Origin of the sequence: Rhodococcus sp. APC 3903, from assembly GCF_030407755.1 — a bacterium.
GTDB lineage: Bacteria > Actinomycetota > Actinomycetes > Mycobacteriales > Mycobacteriaceae > Rhodococcus_F > Rhodococcus_F erythropolis.
This window is the reverse complement of sequence record NZ_JASDCV010000006.1, coordinates 170199-193410: the sequence shown is the minus strand read 5'-3', so window position 1 is coordinate 193410 and position 23212 is coordinate 170199. Positions and strand designations below refer to the sequence as shown.

Here is a 23212-nt window from a genome sequence, read left to right as displayed (position 1 = left end):
GCGTCAATACAGGTAAGCGCTGTCGGCTCGGGGGAGTCTGACGGGGATTTCGACGTCAGGGGGCAGCGGTGGGCATTCCATTTCTGGAAGATGTGCTTGGCAGGATCTCCGAAGCGACGCATGCCGTCCCGTCCGGCGTGGCGGCGTTGCCAGTTGTCGGCGCTCCCATCGCGAGCGCAATCGCTACATCTGCTCTGGTGCAATCCGTAACCGACGACCGCGGCGCGTTCGACGACGAGATGGCTGTTGCGACCGCCGACGCCGATGCAGAGCGCGCACGAGCCTGGGGTGAGCGCGATGCCCTCACGGCCCAGACGTCATCGCTCGAGTACAGCGAACATGCAATCGTGGACGACGATCCTTTCGATGCGATGTCGCACTCCGAAATCTTCAACCACGTCAACGAGATGAATCCGGCAACCCTGAGTGCAATCGGTGAGGCCTGGAAGGCCATTGCCGGCCGGGTGGAATCTGGCATCGGGAAGTTCCAGAACGATGTGAACGGTGCAATCACCGAAGGCTGGCAGGGGCGCGGCGGCTCGGCTGCGTTGGAAGCAGTGCTGGCCTACTCGGCTGATGCGGGTGAGCTGAAGGTGCGGGTCGATCTGATCTCGAACAAGATCGAGGAGGCGAAGATCGCACTCGACGAGGCCAAACGCTCGATTCCGGCACCCGACGGCGCCTCGACGGTCGAGAGGTTTCTCAGCCTGGTTCCCGGGGCTACGTGGAAGCAGGCCCAATACGAAGCGGAAGAAGCCGAACGTCAAGCGCGCCAGGTGATGAAGGACGTGTATCTGCCGTACATGAAGCGTGCGGACGACCAGGTGCCGATCCTCCCGGCCGCTTTCAATCCGGTCACCGGCAGTGGCGGGGCTGGAAGTGGCGGGGCTGGAAGTGGCGGCGTATTCGGTGGTGGTGGTTCCGGCGGAGGTATGGCCTCGGGAACGGGGAACGGGCTCGGCGCGCCATCGGCGTCGGGTGGCGGAGTTGGTGGAGGAGTGGACGGTGGAAACTCCGGCGGTGCAAATCCGGCCGGAGACGGTTCCGGTCAGAACCCTTTAGGCCCCAATTCCGGAAATGGTGACAACCGTAGTGGTGTTGACACCCAAGGGAATTCCGGTGCCGACGCCGCCCGGTCCGCAAACGATTCCGGCCCGGCCGGGACCACCGCGGCACATGCCGGTCCACTGTCCGCCGGTGCAGCGCCGGATGGCCTTGCCCGTGCAACTCCGAATGGTGCTCAGCTCGGTTCCGGCGTGCCGTCAGGCCTGGTGGGTAGCGGTTCGGGTGGAGGTTCTGCCGGTGGAATCGGTACCGGCGGCTTCGGGCCAGGTGGAGCCCTCGGACCTGGCGGCCCTGGCGGCGGCGGTGGCCTCGCCGGTGGCGGACGTGGGGGAGTCAACGGAACTGGCGGTACTTCGGCGACGGGCGCGCAGAGCGGTCGGGGCGCGATGGGTGGCGTCGGCGGCATGGCACCGGGACGAGGGCAAGGGCAAGACGAAGACAACGTTCACGACACCCCCGGCTACCTCGTCACCGTCGAGAACGGTAACGCCCTGATCGGCGACCTACCCATGGTCTCCCCGGCGGTACTGGGCGAATGACCACCATGCAATGGCAGTTCACCGGCCTCGAATTCCAGATTCTCTGGGAAGCGGTCGGACGTGACCGACTCCCGTACCCGCTGCGGTTTCGTCCGGCGGCCGACACCATGATCGAGTTGACAGCGGCGCGACGTCGAGCGGGAGCGCACCTGTCTGCCGTGCTCGACGATCGGCTGCATCACGTTCTCGGTGCTCTTGCGAATCCTGATGCTCGTGTGGAGGTTTCCGGTTTCCATGGGCAGAAGATGAGTACGGTGACGCGATTGCACGGTGTTGTTGCCGGCGACCTGGGTGTGCTCCTGACTCAACTGCCCGGCAGGACTGTCGACTGTGGCTCCGACGTGGTTTTCACCGTGGCACGCCCATCGGCAATTCCGCGGATGCTCGTCGATCACCTGCCGACCTGCCCCGCTGGATCGGAGCGTGGCCTGAACATCGAAAGGCCGAAAACTGCCGGGAGGCAGAGCTTTCTGAGCAGCGCAGCCGGTGCGCGCGGGAGCGAGGAAGTGAGCAGATTCTTCGGCCGAGAGCGGACCTCGATCGGTGAAGTCACCGCATACCCGGGAGGAGCCGTCGACAGCAGGCCGACAGACGACGGAATAACATTCCACTGGTACGACTATGCCGGCGACGGTCGGTACATCATCACTGCGGGTGAAACCGTGAGTGCCCGCGGCGCTTCCGCGGAAGTGACGGAGGCCGAGATTGCACGCAATCTCGACTCCGTCCTCCGTCAGTCGATTCGCCCGAGGCTCTAGCTGTTCGGTGCGATTCGAACTAGCTGGTGGTGCGATGGAACCGACCGGGGCTTGCCTGATCCCGCGGCTTGACGATGATCTGATCGAGGTTCACGTGTGACGGCCGGGACGCGACAAACCCGATGATCTCGGCGATGTCCTGCGCTACCAACGGTGTGATTCCCTCGTACACCTTGTCGGCCTTGTCCTGATCGCCCTCGAACCGGACGAGTGAGAACTCCGTCTCGACGGCTCCCGGCGCGATTTCGGTCAGTCGAACGGGCTTACCCAACAGTTCACCGCGCAATGTCCGATGAAGGACGGCTTGAGCGTGTTTGGCGGTGGTGTAGCCCGAGCCGTTGTCGTATGCCTCCAGCGCGGCCACCGAGGTGATGGTCACGACCAGACCGTCACCCGAATCGATCAGCTTGGGCAGCAGTGCCTTCGTCACACGCAACGTGCCCAGGACATTGGTCTCCCACATCCACCGCCAGTCGTCCAGATCGGCGTCCAGGACTGTTGCCAGACCCTTTGCACCACCCGCGTTGTTGACCAACACGTCGACACGGGGGACCACGGCCGCGAACGCGTCGACGGAATCCTCGTCGGTGACGTCGAGTTCGAGAGCGGTACCACCGATCTCCTCGGCGATCTTCTCGAGACGATCGACGCGGCGAGCACCGATCACGACGTGGAATCCCTGAGCTGCCAGGGTGCGGGCGGTGGCCTCACCGATTCCGGAGCTGGCTCCGGTGACTACGGCGATGCGGGCATCGGAAGAAATGGTCATGATGCAATCGTAGGGCTAGTCGGCGGCATACTCTGCCTCCCGTTCGATGGATTCGATGTGACGACGCGGTACCTTGACCGGGCCAGGGGTGTAGGTGACGGCGCGCAGCGCGCCGCTGTACCGGAATGGTCCGTGGCGTCGTCGTACTTCCCACGACACAGGTCCTCTGGCGTCGACCCCGACCGAGATGCCGGTCCACGGCGCCATCCCGACCAGTTGTACTTGCCCGAGCAGTTGGCCCGCGTGAATGCCGTCGACGCTGACGTGGAGATCCCAACGCAACCGCGGTAACACCGCCACGGACACGTCGATTTGCTTGGTGCCGACCGGCAATGGCCCCGCATCGACCACGGAGTAGGAACCGAAGGCGTTGTATCCGAGATGCAGGTTGCCGTCCTCGACGTAGAGAAGATATCCACCTTGTGGATCCCCATGGGCGACAAGGACGCCGGCGTCGCCTTCGCGGTAACCGTCGAGTTCGATCGTGATGTCGAAGTCACGGAACCCGATCAGTTTGGATGAGCGGTAGCGCTCCAGTGGGGGCGTTCCCGCAAGTAGTCGCACCGGGCGTGAGAGTGCCTCCTCCTCCGGACGGCGAACCGCGCCGACGGTATTGCCCAGTAGAGGAAACACGGTGTTCGCCCACGCCGAGTGGTCCCAGGCCTCGGCGAGTTCGCGAACCTTGTCGGGAAACCGTGATGCGAGGTCGTCGAGCTCGGTCGGGTCGGCTCGGACGTCGAACAATTGCCAGTGCGGTTTGTCGATGTCAGCTGGAGCGAGCGCCAGCAGTTTCCATCCGTCCTTGTAGTAGCCGCGGATTCCGGTCACCTCGGTGTACTGCTCGGTGTGGGTACTCGGAGCGGTGGGTGAACGCAGAACCGGCGCGCTCGACGCGCCGTCGAACTCCTTGACAGGCAGCCCGTTTCGCACGGTGGGGGTTTCGATTCCGGCCAGTTCGAGAAGCGTCGGCGTCAGGTCGGTGACATACGCGAACTGGTCGCGGATCCCGTTGTCGCCCGCTTCGGGTTTCAATCCCGCGGGCCAGGACAGGAGGAAGGGAACACGGATCCCACCGGCAAAGGATTGCCCTTTGTAGAACCGGAAGGGGGTGTTGGACGTCTGCCCCCATCCACGTGGATAGTGCACGCCCAATTCAGGTCCGCCGATGAGGGATTCGTCGTGTGGGACATCGCCCACCCAGTCCGGATCCTGAATATGTGCGAACTGCGCGAAGTAGCTTCGAGTCCCGTCCGAACCGCCCTCGGCGGTGCCGCCGTTGTCCGAGGTGAAGACGATGATCGTGTTGTCGAGTTCGCCCAGTTCGTCCAGGGTGTCGACGATGCGTCCGACGCTCTGATCGATCGAGTCGACCATCGCCGCGTACACCTCCATGTAGCGGGCGAACCGAGACTGCACCTCCGGCGTGAGCGAATCCCATTCGGGCACGTCGAACCCGGGTTCGGAGTTACGCGGTGCCTGTCGTGTCCCCTCCGGAAAGAGTCCCTGCAGTAGCTGAGAGGCGAACCGCGACTCGCGGATTCGATCCCAGCCCTCGTCGTAGCGACCGCGGTATTTCGCCTGATCGGCGGGTTTGGCCTGTAAGGGTCCGTGCATGGCGACGTGTGCGAAGTAGAGAAAGAACGGCTTGTCCTGATCGTGGGCGCGAAGGTCCTTGATGTACCCGACAGCCTTGTCGGTCAGATCGTCGGTGAGGTAGTAGCCCTCGGGATACTCGTCGACGTCGACCACAGAATTGTCGGAGATCAGTTGATTGGGGTAGTAGAAGGAGTTGAGTCCTTCGAGTGAGCCGTAGTAGCGATCGAATCCACGCTGTGTCGGCCAGGAGTCACGACTTCGTCCCGGGGCGAGGTTTGCGTCGCGCACGAGATGCCACTTGCCCACCGCATAGGTCGCATAGCCCGCGCCGCGGAGGATTTCGGGGAGTGTCTGGACGTCGTCGGCCAATTCCAGACGCAGTCCGGGGTATCCCGGATCGGCGTTGGCAACAAATCCGTACCCGGCGCGGTGCGGATTGAGGCCGGTGAGAAGCGCGGCGCGCGACGGCGAGCAGAGGGGCGTCGTGTGATAGTTGGTCATTCGAATGCCCTGCGAGGCAAGGCGGTCGAGGGTGGGAGTCTCGATCTCGGAGCCGAACGGTCCGATGTCGCTGTATCCCATGTCGTCGATCAGAACCACGACGATGTTGGGTGATCCGAGAGCCGGGGTCGTGGCTGTGGGCCACGCCGGGGTCGAATCGGCTGCGGTTCGGCCGATTCGACCCTCGAAGCCTTCGTAACCGCGCGCGTGCGGCGGAAGGGCGGAATCTGCGTGAGTCATGAGTTGTTCGAGGCACCTTCTGCCGCAACTGCACCTTCGATAACCGAATACTCGGAAGCGTCGCCGGCGATACTGCGGCTTCGTTCCCCATGGATGTTGACCGGGATGTCGCCGGCAAGTGTGATGCGCTCCAGACGCCGGTACTGGTTGTCGTAGTCTGCGATCGCGTAATGCTGGGTGGCCCGGTTGTCCCAGATCGCGACGTCACCCGCTTCCCAGTTCCAGCGCGTCGTGTACTCGAGCTTGATGGCGTGATCCTGCAAGAGCTTGAACACACCGTTCGACTGTTCGGTGCTCAACCCGACGAAGTTCTTGACAAAATGTCCGAGGACGAGCGTGCGTTCTCCGGTTTCGGGGTGGACACGCACCACGGGGTGCTCCGTCTCGAAATACGTTGACTGGAACTCCTCGCGGTAGGCGGACGTGCGATCTTCGGTGAGACGCTCGGCGCTGGTGGCCGCGTAATCGTAGACGTTCGTGTGGCGAGCCCAGAGGTTCTCCGCGAGCGCCTTGAGTGGATCCGGCAGTCCGTTGTACGCGGCTACCCCTGACGCCCACGTCGTGGAACCGCCGTATTCGGGTAGCTGCACCGCGCGCAGGATCGAAGCCTTGGGGATGCGATCGACGAAGGTGACGTCGGTGTGCCAACTGTTGGCCTTGCCCAGGTCCGAATCGATGGGCAGAACTTTTGCGCCGTGCGACTTCACCGTGGGGTGGGCAGTGGTCGGGGTGCCCAACAGCTGGGCGAACTCGTACTGCGAATCGTTGTCGAGGTGGTTCTGTCCGCGGAAGAAGATCACCTTGTGTTCGAGAAGCGCCTGTCGGATGAGTGAGATCGTCGCCGGATCGAGGTGCTCGCCGAGAGTGATTCCGTCGATTCGGGCGCCGATATGCGCGCCGAGGGGGGTGACAGTGCCGCGAGCGGCGCCGGCAGCCGCCCCGTTCGTTGATGCCGCGTCCGTGAGGGTCGGCTTGGCGAAAGCTGTAGACATGGTGCACCTTTCGTGGGGAGTGCACCCACCCAAACACGCGAGAATCCGCCTCGACAGGGTTGTGGTCAGTGTGATCGTTACCGCACCTGATTTGTGAATCTCGGTGAAGCTGCTACTTTTGGAGCCATGTCGACCGACCAGCCTGCCGCTTTGCGGGTCACCTATGTGACCGCTGCGCTTGGTTCGCGTCTGCCCTTGGCGCGAGAGCTGTGTTGTCGCCGCCGTTCTTTCTGCAGCTAATTTCTGCGCCTTTCCTGTCTTTCTCTTCGCTTGACCAGCGCAAAAGCTGATTTCGCGGTCGACAGAGATATGCGCCTTCTCCTCCTTCTGCAAGGGACAGCCATGTCGACACCCACCATCTCCGCCATTCCGAACATCCGATCGCGAACCGCGCTCTCGGGAACGCGGACCCGTACCCAGATCGTCGTGCCCGAACTGCGCATTGCCGACGGACCGTCCGCGACGGTGTTGCGCATTGCTCGATCCCGCGGGCCGCTCTCTCGCGATACCGCGGCGAAAGCGTCCGGACTGAGTATTGCCACCGTGAACCGGCAGGTCACGAGCCTGCTGGACCTCGGGATCCTGCGCGAACGCGCAGACTTGACAGCCTCCGGCGCCATCGGGCGTCCGCGGGTTCCGTTCGAGGTCAACCACGAGCCGTACTTGACCGTGGGCATTCATATCGGTGCCGTCGTCACCAGCATCATCGCCAGCGACATTCGTGGCAAGGTGCTCGGCGCCGTCGAGATTCCGACTCCCGCCACCAATTCTGCTGTCGCGCTTGCCACCATTGCGCGCTCGGCCAAATCGTTTGCCTCACGGTGGCACAAGCGTCGTCCACTCGCCGTCGGCGTGGCCATCGGCGGTCGCGTCGATTCGGCGACCGGAGTAGTCGATCACCCGCGCCTGGGGTGGAAGGGCGCCAAAGTCGGATCCATCATCGGAGCCGGCTTGGATCTCCCCGTCTCAGTCGCCGCCCACGTCGAGGCGATGGCTGCGTCGGAACTACTGCTCAGCACCGACCGTGCCGAGGCCCCGACGCCGGGTACTACCGGGCTGTACTTCTACGCCCGTGAAACTGCCGGTATCGCAATCACTTTCGAAGGTCGAGTACACACGCCGTCCAGCGGACCCGGTTCGATCGCGCACCTTCCGACGGGTTCGTCCGCACGGTGCACCTGCGGCGCCGTGGGTTGCCTTGAAGCAACGATCAGTGACCGCGCCGTAGTCGCGCAGGCTTTGTCTTCGGGCGCAGTGATCCAGGGCAGTGAGCGTGTCACGATCGCGGACGTCTACCGGGCTGCGTCGTCGGGTTCCATTCCGGCACACGAACTTCTGGTTGATCGAGCACGCGTCCTCGGCCGGACGGTGGCAATGCTGCGTGACCTGTTCAACCCGGATCGTGTGATTCTGGGTGGTCAGGCATTCACCGACTATCCCGCCGGAGTGCCCCATGTCGCCGAGGCTTTCTCGACGGCATCCTCGTTGGAGCGTAAGGACATTCGAATTACCGGTTTCGGTAATCGGGTCCAGGAATACGCTTCCACGGTCGTGTCACTGAGTTCACTGTTTGCTGATCCCGCTGCGGCCATGCGTCGCGCGTCGGCCGTCTGACTGCGAAGAGGGTAGTCAGAGTTCCGGTCGATCCAAGACTCGCAACCATGATCCGTCGGACTGGCGGCGCGCGACCTGCGTGCGCCCGCCGGTTCCGTCGGAAGGTTTGGTCGAGGTCATGGCGAGGTCGCCGCTGATCACCGTCGGAAGAGATTCCTCGACGGTGAATCTCGGTGCAGCTGCCAGCATCTGAGAGATCACCTCGCGGATGGCTTGGCGACCCACGGTGAGGGATCCGGGCGGGAAGGCCATCACCGCATCCTCCTCGTAGAGTGCGGCGACGGCGTCTGCGTCACCAGCGTTGGCGAACTGCACAAAAAAGCTTTGCGATGTCTTCCGGGGTTCCGGCCTTCTGAACGTCATCTGTTGTTGTCATGCTTCCATCGTTCTACCACACCGGCGATAAGTCCAAGATCTAGTTTGTCTCGCAGCTAGAATTAGCAGTTATGGAACTTCGGCAGCTCGAATACTTTGTCACGGTAGTGGAGGAAGCCAACTTCACTCGCGCCGCCGAGCGGCTTCACGTAGCCCAACCGGGTGTGAGTGCCCAGGTCAAACGGCTCGAACGTGAGTTGGGGCAGGAATTGCTCGATCGTAGTGGTCGGACCGTTTGTCTGACCGACGCCGGGCGAGCTGTCCTCCCGCACGCCTACGCTGCACTTGCTTCCGTTCAGAGCACCCGCGACGCTGTCGATGCCTTGAACGGACTGGTTCGGGGTTCCGTTTCGGTCGGGATGGTCACCGCCTGCGCTTCCGCCGACCTCACAGATCTGCTCAGTCGGTTGCACAACAAACACCCCGGACTGGACATTTCGCTGGCCGAGGACGATTCGCGCAGTTTGCTTGCCGGAGTGTTGGACGGAACCTTCGACATAGCCGTCATCGGGGTGGCGGGCGAGCTGCCGGAAGGGCTCGAATCGAGGGTGATCACCGACGAACGACTGGTGGCCGGAGTGGCGGCCGATCATCCGCTGGCCGAGGTGTCGTCTCTGCCGTTTGCCGAACTCGCGACGCAATCGGTCATCTGTCTGCCGGAGGGAACCGGCATCAGAACGTGTCTGGACTTCGCGTGCGCCGCCGCCGGCACCAAGCCGACGGTTGCGCTCGAGGCAAGCAACCTCGGCATCATCGTTTCATTGGCAGCGCAGGGGCTGGGAATGGCCGTGCTTCCGGAGTCGACAGTGGGGGAGTTGCATCGGATCGATCTCGAACCGGAAGCACGATCTCGGCTGGAATTGGTCTGGCGTTCGTCGGGCGGCAAGAATCCGGCGGCCTCTGCTCTCATCGATCTTGCGAGAGCTGTTCCCGCCGAGTGAGTTCGGCCTGCGCCCGATCCAATCCGCCGTGCTCGAGAGCAGCCAACCGTGACCTGTCCTTCCAGACTATGGTGCCGCGCCGGCGGACGATGACCGACATGGTTCCACCGAGATGCTCGAGCGCTCCTGGCACGTTTCGACGCTCGGCAGGTATCGGAACAGGAAGAATATGTGCGTCGGCGATGGGCGCGGTCCCGTCGATGTCGACGCTCCAGTTCCGGCTGTAGCCGCGAAGAGTCCAGCGATCGTCGGACACCGTCGTCTCCACCTGTGACGTCAGCGGATTACCCAGCCGCAATACCGTTCCGTCCGGTAGCGCGGCAACGACGGCGGTGACTTCGGTGCGCAGAGGTCCGGCGCTGACCTGGCCGCCGGCAAACGCCACGCAGGCTCGAGGATCGGTGAACCCCTGTGCCTGTCCCCACCACCAGGATTCCGGGAATCCTCCCTTTCCCCAGTTCTTCTCGCCGTACACCTGTGCCCCGGTGAGATCCCAGTTCTGCCCGTCGATGACGGCGCTTCCCTCGACCCGGCCGCCGAGCAGCCACGGATGCCAGTATTGATTGAGTGCGGGAACTGATTGGAAGTAGCTCGATCCCCCGAAGCGGCGATGCGGCCAGAATCGCTGATTGCTGATCCGTACGTCGAGATGGCTGTCGCCGAAATCGACCTGCAGTCGATCGGCATTGCCGCGGAAAGCGTTGTCGGCGTAGGCCCCCAGGATCCGTGGATCGGCCGATCCGCTCGGATGTTCGGCGGTACGGAGGAATCCGCCTGGATGCGCCGCGAGACCGAGCGTCGACCAGTTGCCGCCGTCGGACTTGTTGATTCCGGCGAGCGCGATCACCACCCGTCCGCTGCCTGGCATCGTGAATCGCCAGAAGTAACCCTCCATCGCAACGTCATGGGAGGCAAGCAGATTGCCGTACGGCAGGGTGGCACCCGAGGCGCGGTACGCGGGACGCTTCACGGTCCCAATACTGCCTGTGATGCGGTGACCTGAGCGACGAGGCGGCCTTCGTCGTCGCGAATCTCGGTCACGACCGCGACGGTGCTGCGCCCCGCATGCAGTGGCCGGGCGGTTGCGGTGACCGTGCCCTTGCGCACCCCGCGAGTGAACACGGTCGACGAACTGGTGGTGGAAGTGCTTGCACCGGGCGGAAGATTGAGGAATGCACAGACGGCGCCGACGCTGTCTGCCAGCGTCATCAAGGCGCCGCCGTGCATTCCGTTGCCGGCGGTGGTGCGGTGGCTGTCCCAATCCAGATGGCCGACAACCTGTTCGGGTGCCGCGCTGTCCAACTGAATTCCGGTGTGAACTGCAAAAGGCATGCTCGCGACAAGTTGTTCGAGGTCCATGCCTACCGATGGTAACGAGCCGCCGAAACCTCCGTCGGGACTTCGGTTTATCGAGGGCGGTGACTTCAGAGGGGAAGGGCGGTTTCGGACAGACCTTCCGGCGCGTTGCGGCGACGGAACCACTCGGTGCCGAATGCCGCGGCGAGCTGCTCCGTCGGCATTTCGAGGAACGGGCCGAAATCGCCGACCTGCGTCGCGTGTGCGTACATGGCCGCGCGCTTGGACGAGATCACCGAACTGACATCGACGGCGGTGGTGAGTTGGTCTGCCGGAAGCCCGAACGATTCGATGTCCGGCGGCTGCGCCTCTTCGGTCCACTCGGGGTTGGCCTGCATCAGCATCTTCATGTGATCGCGGTTGGTGGACGCCTCGTAGACGAACGGCGTGCCTGCGAGTTCTGCGGCCCGGACGCCGACATGGTGGACCTGGATGTGATCCGGGTGCCCGTATCCGCCGTTGGGGTCGTAGATGGTCAGGACATCGGCGTTCTCTTCACGAAGAACCTCGGCAAGACGCTCGGCGGCCTTCTCGACGTCGACGTTGCAGAACGCTTCCGGATTCTCGTTCTCGGGCGTACCCACCATCCCGGAATCCGGGTAATGCAGGGACACGACGCGATTGGCGCCCAACGCGTCGGTGGACGCCTCGAGTTCACGGCTGCGGCGCTGAGCCAACGTCTCGTATTCGTCCAACAGGCCGTCGGGGAATTCACCGAGAGCACCGTCGGTAGCGGTGACGACTACGACGCGGTGACCTGCGTCGGCGGCCATTCTCATCACGCCACCCGTAGTGAAAACTTCGTCATCGGGATGGGCGTGGAAACACACCAGGACACTCATTCGCGCAATCGTAAGGCAAGTTACCGACAGGTCAACCCGAGCGCACAGTGAAAACGATTTGTCGAGTCGGCCTCGGCTCTGTGAACCTTGTTCAGTGCACGAGAAGCTGACATGAGCGAATCCACCAACAAAGGCCTGCTGAGCGCCTACCGCGAGATCTTTGCCGCCCCCGGATCGGTCGCCTTCTCAGCCGCCGGATTTGTCGCAAGGTTGCCGATCGCCATGATCGGCATCGGAATCGTGACGATGATCTCGCAACTTCGTGGTGACTACGCGCTCGCCGGCGCGCTCGCCGCGGTTTTTGCGCTCTCGTCGGCGATCATCGCGCCCGCGGTCTCACGTGCGGTCGACCGCTTCGGACAGCGTGCGGTCCTGCCGATTGCCGCAGCCGTGAGCGTCACGGCGATCGGGGCGCTCTTGCTCGCAGTGCGGATGGAAGCTCCCGATTGGCTGCTTTTCGTTCTGGTCGTCCCCGGCGGCGCCACCCCGACGATCGGCGCGATGATCCGCGCCAGGTGGGTGGCGATCTATGTCGGAAAACCTCAGCTGCGCACCGCCTTCGCCTTCGAATCCGTGGTGGACGAACTCTGTTTCGTGGCGGGCCCCGTCATTTCGGTTGGCCTGAGCATCGGGCTCTTTCCCGAGGCGGGACCACTGGCGGGACTGATTCTGCTGGTCACCGGAACCCTGCTGCTGGTCATACAGCGCGGAACCGAACCGAAGGTGCATCCGCGTCGACCCGGCCGCGGACGGTCGGTTCTCGGTAATCACGTGATGTGGATCGTCATCGTGATCATGGTGATGCTCGGAACGATCTTCGGCGTCATCGACGTCGGCGCCATCGCGTTCACCCAGGAACAGAATTCGCCGGGATCGGCGACGCTGGTCCTCGCGCTTTTCGCCGGCGGTTCGGGAATCGCGGGACTGATCTTCGGGTCGATGCACCCGGCGCGATCACTGCGCGGGCAGTTGATGATCGCGTCCTCCGCGGTCGCCGTTCTCAGCGTCCCACTTCTCCTGGTCGGAAACGTGGCCGCACTCGCGGGTGCGTACGTGCTGGCGGGCGCGACCGTCGCACCGACGCTCATCATCGCGACAGCCCTGGTCGAACAGATCGTCCCCCCGGAAAAGCTCACGGAGGGAATGACCCTGACGGTCACCGGCCTCGGCGTCGGCGTGGCGCTCGGGTCTGCGCTGGCCGGGCAACTGATCGACCGCTACGACGTCTCGTCGGCGTACATGCTCGCGGTCGGCGCTGCAGTCGCAGCCTCTATCGTGACGGCATGTCTATTCGTGAAGCCGTCAGCGTCGACGGCACGTCCATCGTCTATCGAGTAACCGGAAATTCGGCGGGGACCCCGCTGGTGCTGCTGCACGGCTGGGCTCAGTCGTCGCAGTGCTGGGGCGAGCAGGTCCTCGCGGACCTGGCTGCGGACTACCGCCTGATCGCTGTCGATCTGCGCGGCCACGGTTACTCCGATGCTCCCGAAACCGGATACGACGACTCCGCGAACTGGGCCGGCGACGTCGCGGCTGTTCTCGCGGCAGAAGGCGTCACCGAGAACGCGATACTGCTCGGCTGGTCGTACGGCGGGCTGGTGATCTGCGATTATCTGGCAGCGCACGGAACCGGTGCGGTGGCAGGTGCGGTTCTGGTCGGTGCGATCACCAGCATCGGCCGCGGTGAGAAGGGCGGCAAGGTCGGCTCGGCGATGCGTAGCGCGGTTCCCGGCGCGATGTCCGAAGATCCCCGCGAGGCGATCAGGGCACTCGGCGCTTTCGGCAACGCTCTCACCGGCCCACCCGAGGGCAAGGGTGCAGCGTCGCAGGCCTTGTTCGGGTACAGCCTCTCGACCCGTCCGCGGGTACGAGCAGCATTGTTCAACCGTGCTGTCGGTCACGACGACTTGCTTCGCAACCTGGATATCCCCGTTCTCGTTCTGCACGGAACCGAGGACTCCGTCGTCGACGTGAGTGCAGGTAAGCACGCCGAGGAACTGATTCCCAAGTCCCAGGCGTCGTACTGGGAAGGCTGCAATCACGGCCCGTTCGTGGAGGATCCGACACGATTCGTGTCCGAAGTGCGAACCTTCATCTCGAGCCTCGGTTAGAGTTCGCGCCCGGTGAGGGGGCAGTATGGAGTCGTGACGCCCATGCACATTTCGCGCCCTCGCCGGGTGGCCGTTCTCTCGGTCCACACCTCGCCATTGGCGCAACCCGGCACCGGTGACGCGGGTGGGATGAACGTCTACGTTCTGCAATCCGCGATTCAGCTCGCCAAACGTGGCGTCGAGGTGGAGATATTCACCCGCGCGACGTCCTCGGCCGACGCACCCGTGGTGGACGCCGCTCCCGGAGTGCGGGTTCGGAACATTGCAGCTGGTCCCTTCGAAGGGCTGGACAAGGCGGATCTGCCGACTCAACTGTGTGCCTTCGTCGCGGGCGTTCTACGGGAGGAAGCGCGACACGAGCCCGGGTACTACAGCCTGATCCACTCGCACTACTGGTTGTCCGGGCAGGTCGGCTGGCTGGCTCGCGACCGTTGGGGCGTTCCCCTCGTACACACTGCACACACCCTCGCGGCGGTGAAGAATCTTTCGCTTGCCGAGGGAGACACCCCGGAGCCGGCAGCACGTCAGATCGGCGAGCAGCAAGTAGTCGCCGAGTCCGATCGCCTGGTCGCCAACACCACCGACGAAGCCAAGGCGCTGCACGAGTTGTACGGCGCAGATCCCACGCGTATCGACGTCGTGGCTCCCGGCGCCGATCTCACCCGCTATCGACCGGGCGATCGCGATTCAGCCCGCGCGTCGTTGGGGTTGGACCCGGGCGAGATCGTCGTGACTTTCGTCGGCCGCATCCAACCGCTCAAAGCGCCGGACGTTCTGCTGCGTGCTGCAGCCGAAGTGATCAGCCGCAGGCCCGGGTTGCCGCTGCGCATCCTCGTCGTCGGTGGCCCGTCCGGAACTGGTCTCGCGCGGCCGGACGTGCTGATCGAACTTGCACGATCACTCGGTATCACCGCGCAGGTGACGTTCTTGCCACCGCAGGCACCGGAGCGTCTCGCCGATGTCTACCGTGCCTCGGATCTGGTTGCGGTGCCGAGCTATTCGGAGTCCTTCGGGTTGGTCGCCATCGAAGCTCAAGCCTGCGGAACTCCCGTGATCGCCGCCGACGTCGGCGGACTGGGAGTAGCCGTACGCAACGGGGAGACAGGCCTGCTGGTTCAAGGACACCGCACCGAAGACTGGGCCGGCGCCCTCGAATCTTTGGTGACAGCGCCGACGCGCTTGGCCGAACTCGCCGCGCAGGCACCGCGTCACGCCGAGAATTTCTCGTGGGAACACACCGCGGACGGTTTGCTCGAGAGCTATCGCAAAGCCGCAGTCAACTACAACAACGGAACCGGTCCAAGCGACTTCTCGCCCCGCCGTGCGCGGGGTCTGTGGCGTCTGCGCCGGACCGGGGGAGTGCGTACATGAGCAGCATTTCGGACACCATCGAGCAGGCCCTCACCGAGCGCGAACTCGAATTCACCAGAAAAGACGACGCGCATTTCATCGTCGAACTTCCCGGTGAACACAAACTCAAGACGTCGACTCTGCTCACCGTCGGCAATCACGGTGTGCGGGTCGAGGCCTTCGTGTGCCGCAAGGTGGACGAGAACTTCGAAGGCGTCTACAAGTTCCTGCTCAAGCGCAACCGCCGTCTGTACGGGGTGGCGTACACACTCGACAAGGTCGGGGACATCTACCTGGTCGGCAAGATCGCGGAGCATGCCGTGACCGGCGATGAACTCGACCGAGTGCTCGGTCAGGTTCTCGAAGCCGCCGACGGCGATTTCAACGTCATCCTCGAACTCGGCTTTTCCTCTTCCATCAAGCGTGAGTGGGCGTGGCGGGTGTCGCGAGGCGAGTCGCTGGCGAATCTCGAACCGTTCAAGCACCTCATCGAGGAAGAGCCCGCGCAGAGCTGATCGAGCGGGGTGAGACACATCGCGGATGTGTCACGTAAAGTGGCCTTTACTTGTGACTGTCGTCACGGAATAATACTGTTCCCGTGAGTCACAGTAAGTTGGTCACACCACCCCGCCGCGCAACTTTTCGAGGAGCACAGTGAGCTTCAAGAGTCCGTTCCCCGACGTTGAAATCCCCAACCTCAGCGTCTACGACTTCCTGTTCGGAAATACCGACCCCGCAGACCTCGACAAGACGGCATTCGTCGAGGGCAGTTCGGGCGCAGTCACCACATACGCTTCGCTGATCGCACAGATCAACGGCGTTGCAGGCGCTCTCGCAGCGCGCGGACTCGCCGTCGGCGACGTGGTCGGGCTGCATTCGCCCAACGTCCCGGCCTTCGGTTCCGTCTTCCACGGCATCCTTCGTGCCGGTGGCGTCGCGACCACGATCAACGCGCTCTACACCGCCGAGGACATCGCCAAGCAGCTCACCGATTCCAAGGCCAAGTTCCTCTTCACCGTCTCGCCGCTCCTGCCGCAGGCAAAGGCAGCTGCTGACCTGGTCGGTATCCCGGCAGAGAACGTCTTCGTGCTCGACGGTGCCGAAGGCCATCTGTCGCTGCGAGATCTGCTCGGCGAGGGCGCAGCGGCGCCCGAGGTCTCCTTCGATCCGGCCACCCAGCTCGCGGTGCTGCCGTACTCGTCTGGCACCACCGGCCGACCCAAGGGGGTCATGCTCACCCATCGGAACCTCGTGGCCAACGTCTGCCAGATCATTCCGCGGATGGGCATCGAGACCGACGACAAGATTCTCGCGGTCCTGCCGTTCTTCCACATCTACGGCATGACTGTCCTGCTCAACGCTGCGCTCTACCGCCGCGCGAGCCTCATCACGATGCCGAAGTTCGATCTCGTCGAGTTCCTGCGGATCGTCGCCGAGCAGAAGTCGACGTACATCTTCGTCGCACCGCCCGTTGCCGTCGCGCTGGCAAAGCACCCGCTCGTCGATCAGTACGACCTCTCGAGCGTGCACACCATCTTCTCCGGTGCGGCCCCGCTCGACGCGGCGCTCGGCAAGGCCGTCGCCGACCGGTTGAACTGCCACGTCCGCCAGGGCTACGGCATGTCCGAGATGAGCCCGGTCTCGCACGCGATCCCCTTCGATCGTGACGACATCGCCCTCGACACGTGCGGTCCGACCATCGCCAACATGGAATGCAAGCTCGTCGACCCCGGAACGGGCGAAGAGGTCGCGTACCCGGCTCTCGGCTCGGACGGCGTCAGCGAGCCCGGCGAACTGTGGTGCAAGGGCCCGAACATCATGCTCGGCTACCTCGGCAACGACCAGGCCACCAAGGACACCCTCGACGACGACGGTTACCTGCACACCGGTGACATTGCGACCGTCGACGGCGACGGCGTCGTCAAGATCGTCGACCGCCTCAAGGAACTGATCAAGTACAAGGGCTACCAGGTTCCCCCGGCGGAACTCGAGGCCTTGCTGCTGACCCACCCGCAGATCGCCGACGCCGCCGTGATCGGCGTGCTCGACGCCGAGGGCGAAGAGGTCCCGAAGGCATTCGTCGTGCTCCAGGGCGGCGCCGAGTTGACCGAAGCCGACGTGATCTCGTTCGTCGCCGAGCGAGTCTCGCCGCACAAGAAGGTTCGCCAGGTTTCGTTCATCAGCACCGTGCCGAAATCCGCGGCCGGAAAGATCCTCCGCAAGGATCTGCGAACTGCGGAAGTAGCCCCGAGCTGATTTCCGGACAGGGTTGATCAAGAAGGGTTCCGGTACTCGTGCCAGGATGAACGCCATGAGTATCGGAACCCTGGTCCTGCTCCGCCACGGCGAGAGCGAATGGAATGCACTCAATCTGTTCACCGGCTGGGTGGACGTACACCTGACAGACAAGGGCATGGCCGAGGGCAAGCGCGCCGGCGAACTGCTCGCCGAGCACAACCTGTTGCCCGACGTTCTCTACACGTCTCTGCTGCGCCGCGCGATCAGCACGGCCAACCTCGCACTCGACGCCGCCGATCGCCACTGGATCCCGGTAGTGCGCGACTGGCGTCTCAACGAGCGCCACTACGGCGCTCTGCAGGGCAAGAACAAGGCGCAGACCAAGGAAGAGTACGGAAACGAGCAGTTCATGCTCTGGCGTCGTAGCTACGACACCCCGCCGCCCGCCATCGAAGCCGGCAGCGAGTACAGCCAGGACACCGATCCCCGGTACGCGAACCTCGACGAGGTTCCCTTGACCGAGTGCCTGCTCGACGTCGTCAAGCGTCTGATCCCGTACTGGGAGGACACCATCTCCCAGGAGCTGCTCGCCGGCCGGAACGTGCTGGTCACCGCACACGGCAACTCGCTGCGTGCATTGGTCAAGCACCTCGACGGCATCTCGGACGAGGACATCGCGGGCCTGAACATCCCGACCGGAATCCCGCTGCGTTACGACCTCGACGAGAACCTGAAGCCGCTCAATCCCGGCGGCACCTACCTGGATCCGGAGGCCGCAGCTGCCGGCGCCGCCGCGGTGGCGAATCAGGGCGGAAAGTAGCAACCCGATGATGTGCGTCGAGGCCCCCCGAACAGTGTTTTCGGGGGGCCTCGGCCAACAACAGATGAACGAAGAACCAACGCCGTCCACCTGGCGGATTACGCGGGCGGGAACGTCCGAACCCGCCGTAACCGACACTTCGCGCGAACGTACGATTGCGCCGTGAGTGTCGTGATTGCAGTGCTGCTGGTCGTGGTCGCCGGCTTGGTCGGCTACCTCGTCGGCGGGGTGCTGGTACCCAGGCTGTCGTCGCGCCAGAGTCAGCGCTCGGACGAACAGACCGGGCTCACGATGTCTCAGGTTCTCGACCTCATCGTGTTGGCTTCGGAAAGCGGTATCGCCGTCGTCGACGGTTTCCACGACGTCGTGCTCTTCAACCCTCGCGCCGAGGAACTCGGCCTTGTCAAGAATCGTCTGGTCGACGAGAGGGCATGGCGTGCTGCTCAGGAAGTTCTGCGGACGGGCCAAGCCGTCGAGGTCGATCTGACGGCGCAGACCGCTCAGCGCGGCCGCGACAAGATCGCGGTACGTGGCACGGCCCGGTTGCTCAGCAAGGACGATCGCAATTTCGTGGTCCTGTTCGCCGACGACGATTCCGAGCAGGTCCGCATGGAGGCGACGCGACGCGATTTCGTCGCGAACGTCAGCCACGAACTCAAGACGCCGGTCGGCGCGATGAGTTTGCTCGCGGAGGCACTGCTCGAATCTGCTGACGACCCGGAATCGGTGCGGCACTTCGGCGAACGGGTGCTGGGCGAGTCGATTCGTCTGGGCAAGATGGTCACCGAGTTGATCGCACTCTCGCGTCTGCAAGGTGCCGAGAAGCTGCCGGATCTCGACGTGGTCGACGTCGACACCGTGGTGTCCGAGGCGCTGTCGAGGTCGAATCTGTCGGCCGAGGCCGCCGGGATCACCGTCACCACAGACCATCCGAGTGGGCTGGAAGTGCTCGGGGATCAGACTCTCCTCGTCACAGCATTGTCCAACCTCATCGAGAACGCTATTGCATACTCGCCCAAGGGTTCTCCGGTGTCCGTCAGTCGGTCGGTACGCGGTGACAATGTCGCGATCGCAGTCACCGACCGAGGAGAAGGCATCGCGAAAGCGGACCAGGAGCGAGTGTTCGAGAGATTCTTCCGCGTGGACAAGGCGCGGTCACGGCAGACCGGCGGAACCGGTCTGGGGCTGGCGATCGTCAAACACGTCGCGGCCAATCACAACGGCTCCATCGAACTGTGGAGCAAACCGGGAACAGGGTCTACCTTCACGTTGCAGATACCGGCACACGTGGAGTCGGACGACGACATCGACTCTGACGACGCGGGAACCGCCGGTTCCACGCGGATCGGCAGACGAGAACAAGGCAGTAGAGAAAACGGCATGGAGGCCAAACGATGACGAGTGTGCTGATCGTGGAGGACGAGGAGTCCTTGGCGGACCCGCTGGCGTTCCTGCTCCGCAAGGAAGGCTTCGAGACCACCATCGTCAACGACGGACCGTCGGCGTTGGCGGAATTCGATCGCTCCGGAGCGGACATCGTCCTGCTCGACCTCATGCTGCCCGGCATGAGTGGCACAGACGTCTGCAAGGCGCTGCGGTCGCGCTCCGGCGTTCCCGTCATCATGGTGACGGCGCGTGACAGTGAGATCGACAAGGTCGTCGGCCTCGAACTCGGCGCGGACGACTATGTGACCAAACCGTATTCGGCGCGCGAGCTGATTGCCCGCATCCGTGCGGTGCTGCGTCGCGGGGTGGAGAACGAGGCGGATCTCGCCTCCGACAACGGGGTGCTCGAGGCCGGACCGGTACGGATGGACGTCGAGCGTCACGTCGTGCAGGTCGCCGGTAACCCGGTGACGTTGCCGCTCAAGGAGTTCGACCTCCTCGAGTACCTGCTCCGCAACTCCGGCCGGGTGCTGACCCGTGGACAGTTGATCGACCGCGTCTGGGGCGCCGACTACGTCGGTGACACCAAAACCCTTGACGTACACGTGAAGCGGTTGCGTTCGAAGATCGAATCGGATCCGGCCAAGCCCGAACACCTGGTCACGGTCCGAGGATTGGGCTACAAGCTCGAAGCGTGATCGAACCTCGTCGAGAAGAAATATCGAGACGAATGCCGAGAAGAATTCAGCCGCTCACACGATCGTGTGAGCGGCTGAATTCTTTTTGTCTACGTGGAGTCAGCCCTGAGCTTTGTTCTGAGCGATCGTGGTCGCCGGATGGACTGCTATGAGGCCGAGGCCGGCGCGACGCCTGCAGAGGCGAGCCAGCTCGTCGTATGCACGCTTTCCGAGAAGCTCTGTCAGTTCCGGCCCGTAGGACTGCCAGACCTGCCGCTCCCCGACATGAGAGTCGGGGGAGCCGGAGCAGTACCAGGCGAGGTCGTCGCCGCCCTCACCCCAGCCGCGGCGGTCGTACTCGGTGATCGTGGTCTTGAGGATCTGAACGCCGTCCGGCCGGTCGACCCAGTCCTGGGTGCGGCGGATGGGTAGCTGCCAGCACACGTCCGGCTTCACCTCGAGCGGCTCGATGCCCTTCTTGAGCGCCATGGAATGCAGTGCGCAGCCCTCGCCGCCGGCAAAACCCGGCCGGTTGAGGAAGATGCATGCACCTTTGTAGCGGCGGGTGCGCAGCGCGGGCTCGTCCTCGAGGTCGTCTTCTTCGACGTAGCCCTTCTTGCCGAGACCCTTTTCCATGAACTGCCAGTCTTCGGCTGTGAGCATTTTCACTGACGCATCGAGCTTGTCCTGATCCTCCTGATCGGAGAGGAAAGCGCCGTGCGAGCAGCAGCCGTCGTCCGGGCGGTCGCCGATGATGCCCTGACACGCCGGCGTGCCGAACACGCAGGTCCAATGCGAGAGCAACCACGTCATATCAGCGGAAATGAGGTGCTCGGAGTTGTCCGGATCGACAAATTCGACCCATTCGCGCGGGAAATCGAGATCGACCTCGGGGCTCGGAGTCATCTTGTGGGACCGGTCTGGGTTACCTGCTGTCACAAGGGCCGACGGTAGACCCAGTAACGTGGCGATGTGCGACTAGGGGTACTCGACGTCGGAAGCAATACCGTCCATCTATTGGTTGTGGACGCCCATCGGGGCGGCCACCCAACACCCATGAGCTCGACCAAGTCCACGTTGAGGCTGGCAGAAAACACTGACGACCGCGGCGATATCACCACGTCAGGGGCCGATCGCTTGGTGTCGACGGTCTCCGAATTCGCCGGTATCGCCAAGACGTCCGGATGCGAGGAAATGATGGCTTTTGCCACTTCCGCCGTCCGTGACGCCAACAATTCCGAAGCTGTGCTCGCCCGCGTCCGCGCCGAGACCGGAGTAAATCTCGAGGTTCTCTCCGGGGTCGACGAAGCCCGCCTGACCTTTCTGGCCGTGCGCCGCTGGTACGGCTGGAGCGCCGGACGCATCCTGAACCTGGACATCGGCGGCGGCTCGCTCGAACTCACCGCAGGCGGTGACGAGGATCCGGACGTCGCCTTCTCACTGCAACTCGGTGCGGGACGGTTGACGCGCGACTGGCTACAGGCTGATCCGCCGGGCAAGCGCCGGGTCGCTGTATTGCGCGACTGGCTGGACGCGGAGTTGGTCGGACCAGCCAAGGAACTGCGCGCCGCCGGCGACTGGGACCGCACGGTCGGGACCTCGAAGACCTTCCGATCGTTGGCTCGGCTCACCGGCGCGGCCCCTTCTGCCGCAGGCCCCCGGGCAAAACGGACCCTGACTTCCAGCGGACTCAGGCAACTCATAGCCTTCATATCCAGGATGACGGCAGCGGACCGTGCAGAATTGGAAGGAGTGAGCTCGGATCGGTCACAGCAGATTGTGGCCGGCGCGCTCATCGCAGAGGCAACCATGCGGGCGCTCGGAGTGGACGAACTGGAAATTTGTCCCTGGGCACTGCGTGAGGGTCTGATTCTGCGAAAGCTCGACACAGAAATGGGCGGTGAATTGGTGGTGAGTGCTTGATGACCGAGGACAGTCAGCAGATTTCCGTAGCGGAACTGCTCAAGCGGAACGGTCAGAGCGTCGAATCCCGAGGTGGACGACGCCGGCGCGGCGTAGCCGGTGGCATCTCCGTCGCCGAACTGACGGGTGAGATCCCGATCGTTCGCCAGTCGGGATCGCGCGCGGCCGCCGAGCCAGAGTCGGACGAACCAGCAGCCCAGCCTGAAGCAGCTGCGCCAGAAAACGCTGCACCTTCTGCGCCGGCCGAGGCTGTCGCGGAAACCGCCAAGTCAGCCGAACCGGCACCGAAGGTTCCCGCCGACCGCACCGCCGCCTTCGCCGTCTCGTTCGACGACGATGACGATGACGAGCCGCAGGCACCCAAGGCCGAATCGAAGCCGGTTGCCACACCGCCGGTCACCACTCCGAAGCCGACTTCCACACCTTCTCCGGGACAGACCTCGAAGTCCTCGCCCGGACAGTGGGTGAGCCGGGCACCGCTCAACTCTTCGTCACCGACGCAGGTAACGCAGGAACCAGCACTGCTGTCGGGTCAGACCCTCGCGGGCGACCTGATGCGTCAGGAGCGCGCCGCAACCCAGTCGCCGTCGTTGCGTCCGCCGATCCTGCCGCCGCGTGTCCCCACTCCTGTCGTGAAGGCACCTGCACCGACTGCTCCTGCTCCGGCCGCGCCGGAAGAGAGCACCGAACTGATCGACAAGATCGCAGACGCGGATGCCGGTGAGGCCGAATCGACCGCCGTGGTCGATCTGGTCAAGGCGCCGGCTGTCGATGACAGTGGAAAAAATTCCAGTGCCGTCGCGGAGTCCGATGTCGAAGCCGAACCGGCAGCGGAAGAGGCAGGCGAGCGTAACTCGATCCGTGAATGGGCAGTGCTTGCCGGTCAGGTGGTTGTTGCACTGATCGTCGGCGGCGCGATGTTCAAGGGCTTCGAGAAGCTGTGGGACATGCTGCCGTGGGTGGCGTTGGTGCTCGCGCTGATCGTGATCGTCGGCTTGGTGGCCGTCGTGCGGGTTCTGCGGAAGACGGACGACATCACGAGTTTCGTGATCGCCGTGGTCGTCGGCATGATCGTGACGCTCGGTCCACTGGCGTTCTTGTTGACCTCGGGTTGATCGG

The 23212-nt window shown here is 63.8% G+C and carries 21 protein-coding genes and 1 pseudogene; 14 read left to right on the top strand and 8 right to left on the bottom strand.

The features are described 5' to 3' along the window. Positions 1-68 precede the first annotated feature (68 nt). Positions 69-1604, top strand: a complete 1536-nt coding sequence (locus QMA15_RS10890) for a hypothetical protein (RefSeq protein ID WP_279163253.1) — start codon at positions 69-71, stop codon at positions 1602-1604. After that, positions 1601-2362 (top strand): ESX secretion-associated protein EspG, encoded by a 762-nt coding sequence (locus QMA15_RS10885; RefSeq protein WP_029254829.1) that lies wholly within the window; start codon positions 1601-1603, stop codon positions 2360-2362. The genes QMA15_RS10890 and QMA15_RS10885 overlap by 4 nt, the downstream gene beginning before the upstream one ends. Before the next feature lie 19 nt (positions 2363-2381). Here the strand turns inward: QMA15_RS10885 and QMA15_RS10880 are convergent, their stop codons facing one another. From QMA15_RS10880 to QMA15_RS10870, 3 genes are read right to left on the bottom strand one after another with little or no spacing between them, the layout of a single operon-like run. Then, positions 2382-3131, bottom strand: coding sequence for an SDR family oxidoreductase (locus tag QMA15_RS10880; RefSeq protein WP_003942076.1), 750 nt, complete (start codon positions 3129-3131; stop codon positions 2382-2384). Between the two features lie 15 nt (positions 3132-3146). Then, positions 3147-5468 (bottom strand): arylsulfatase, encoded by a 2322-nt coding sequence (locus QMA15_RS10875; protein ID WP_092764728.1) that lies wholly within the window; start codon positions 5466-5468, stop codon positions 3147-3149. Further along, complete coding sequence (locus tag QMA15_RS10870) at positions 5465-6460, bottom strand: TauD/TfdA family dioxygenase (RefSeq protein WP_060939283.1); 996 nt, start codon at positions 6458-6460, stop codon at positions 5465-5467. Before QMA15_RS10870 ends, QMA15_RS10875 begins: the two co-directional genes overlap by 4 nt. A 342-nt stretch (positions 6461-6802) precedes the next feature. Here QMA15_RS10870 and QMA15_RS10865 point away from each other — a divergent pair, with 342 nt between their 5' ends. Further along, on the top strand, positions 6803-8074 hold the full coding sequence (locus QMA15_RS10865; protein WP_020906761.1) for an ROK family protein: 1272 nt from the start codon (positions 6803-6805) through the stop codon (positions 8072-8074). Between the two features lie 15 nt (positions 8075-8089). Here QMA15_RS10865 and QMA15_RS10860 read toward each other — a convergent pair. After that, positions 8090-8450: pseudogene (locus QMA15_RS10860) on the bottom strand (nuclear transport factor 2 family protein). A gap of 70 nt (positions 8451-8520) precedes the next feature. Between QMA15_RS10860 and QMA15_RS10855 the strand changes: the two are divergent. After that, positions 8521-9390, top strand: a complete 870-nt coding sequence (locus QMA15_RS10855) for a LysR family transcriptional regulator (RefSeq protein WP_020968922.1) — start codon at positions 8521-8523, stop codon at positions 9388-9390. On the opposite strand, the gene QMA15_RS10850 is transcribed toward QMA15_RS10855, so the two are convergent. The 3 genes from QMA15_RS10850 to QMA15_RS10840 form a co-directional block, all read right to left on the bottom strand. Further along, the gene (locus tag QMA15_RS10850; protein WP_060939282.1) at positions 9356-10360 is read right to left on the bottom strand and encodes a tocopherol cyclase family protein; all 1005 of its coding nucleotides are present in this window, start codon (positions 10358-10360) and stop codon (positions 9356-9358) included. The genes QMA15_RS10855 and QMA15_RS10850 overlap by 35 nt on opposite strands. Continuing rightward, on the bottom strand, positions 10357-10749 hold the full coding sequence (locus QMA15_RS10845) for a PaaI family thioesterase (RefSeq protein ID WP_003942017.1): 393 nt from the start codon (positions 10747-10749) through the stop codon (positions 10357-10359). The genes QMA15_RS10850 and QMA15_RS10845 overlap by 4 nt, the downstream gene beginning before the upstream one ends. Positions 10750-10814: 65 nt before the next feature. Then, positions 10815-11588, bottom strand: coding sequence for a PIG-L family deacetylase (locus QMA15_RS10840; protein ID WP_019744397.1), 774 nt, complete (start codon positions 11586-11588; stop codon positions 10815-10817). Positions 11589-11699: 111 nt separating this feature from the next. Here QMA15_RS10840 and QMA15_RS10835 point away from each other — a divergent pair, with 111 nt between their 5' ends. From QMA15_RS10835 to QMA15_RS10800, 8 genes are all read left to right on the top strand, one after another. Further along, positions 11700-12926, top strand: a complete 1227-nt coding sequence (locus QMA15_RS10835) for an MFS transporter (protein ID WP_019744396.1) — start codon at positions 11700-11702, stop codon at positions 12924-12926. Continuing rightward, entirely contained in the window at positions 12872-13699 is an 828-nt protein-coding gene (locus QMA15_RS10830; protein WP_020906763.1) for an alpha/beta hydrolase, read from the top strand. Before QMA15_RS10835 ends, QMA15_RS10830 begins: the two co-directional genes overlap by 55 nt. A gap of 42 nt (positions 13700-13741) precedes the next feature. After that, complete coding sequence (mshA, locus tag QMA15_RS10825; protein WP_019744394.1) at positions 13742-15070, top strand: D-inositol-3-phosphate glycosyltransferase; 1329 nt, start codon at positions 13742-13744, stop codon at positions 15068-15070. Beyond that, on the top strand, positions 15067-15564 hold the full coding sequence (locus QMA15_RS10820; protein WP_003941943.1) for a YbjN domain-containing protein: 498 nt from the start codon (positions 15067-15069) through the stop codon (positions 15562-15564). Before mshA ends, QMA15_RS10820 begins: the two co-directional genes overlap by 4 nt. Before the next feature lie 139 nt (positions 15565-15703). Further along, a complete protein-coding gene (locus QMA15_RS10815) occupies positions 15704-17305 on the top strand; it encodes an AMP-binding protein (RefSeq protein ID WP_019744393.1) in 1602 nt (533 codons plus the stop codon). 46 nt (positions 17306-17351) lie between these two features. Further along, complete coding sequence (locus QMA15_RS10810; protein ID WP_003941992.1) at positions 17352-18107, top strand: phosphoglyceromutase; 756 nt, start codon at positions 17352-17354, stop codon at positions 18105-18107. A 162-nt stretch (positions 18108-18269) separates the two neighbouring features. Continuing rightward, positions 18270-19505: an ATP-binding protein gene (locus QMA15_RS10805; RefSeq protein WP_019744391.1), complete on the top strand. Its 1236-nt coding sequence runs from the start codon at positions 18270-18272 to the stop codon at positions 19503-19505. Next, on the top strand, positions 19502-20191 hold the full coding sequence (locus tag QMA15_RS10800; protein ID WP_003942020.1) for a response regulator transcription factor: 690 nt from the start codon (positions 19502-19504) through the stop codon (positions 20189-20191). Before QMA15_RS10805 ends, QMA15_RS10800 begins: the two co-directional genes overlap by 4 nt. A 99-nt stretch (positions 20192-20290) precedes the next feature. On the opposite strand, the gene QMA15_RS10795 is transcribed toward QMA15_RS10800, so the two are convergent. Then, positions 20291-21076 (bottom strand): hypothetical protein, encoded by a 786-nt coding sequence (locus QMA15_RS10795; protein WP_279163266.1) that lies wholly within the window; start codon positions 21074-21076, stop codon positions 20291-20293. A 66-nt stretch (positions 21077-21142) separates the two neighbouring features. Here QMA15_RS10795 and QMA15_RS10790 point away from each other — a divergent pair, with 66 nt between their 5' ends. Next, positions 21143-22093: a Ppx/GppA phosphatase family protein gene (locus QMA15_RS10790; protein WP_003941975.1), complete on the top strand. Its 951-nt coding sequence runs from the start codon at positions 21143-21145 to the stop codon at positions 22091-22093. Continuing rightward, the gene (locus tag QMA15_RS10785; RefSeq protein WP_279163254.1) at positions 22093-23208 is read left to right on the top strand and encodes a hypothetical protein; all 1116 of its coding nucleotides are present in this window, start codon (positions 22093-22095) and stop codon (positions 23206-23208) included. Before QMA15_RS10790 ends, QMA15_RS10785 begins: the two co-directional genes overlap by 1 nt. The last annotated feature ends 4 nt before the right edge of the window (positions 23209-23212 follow it).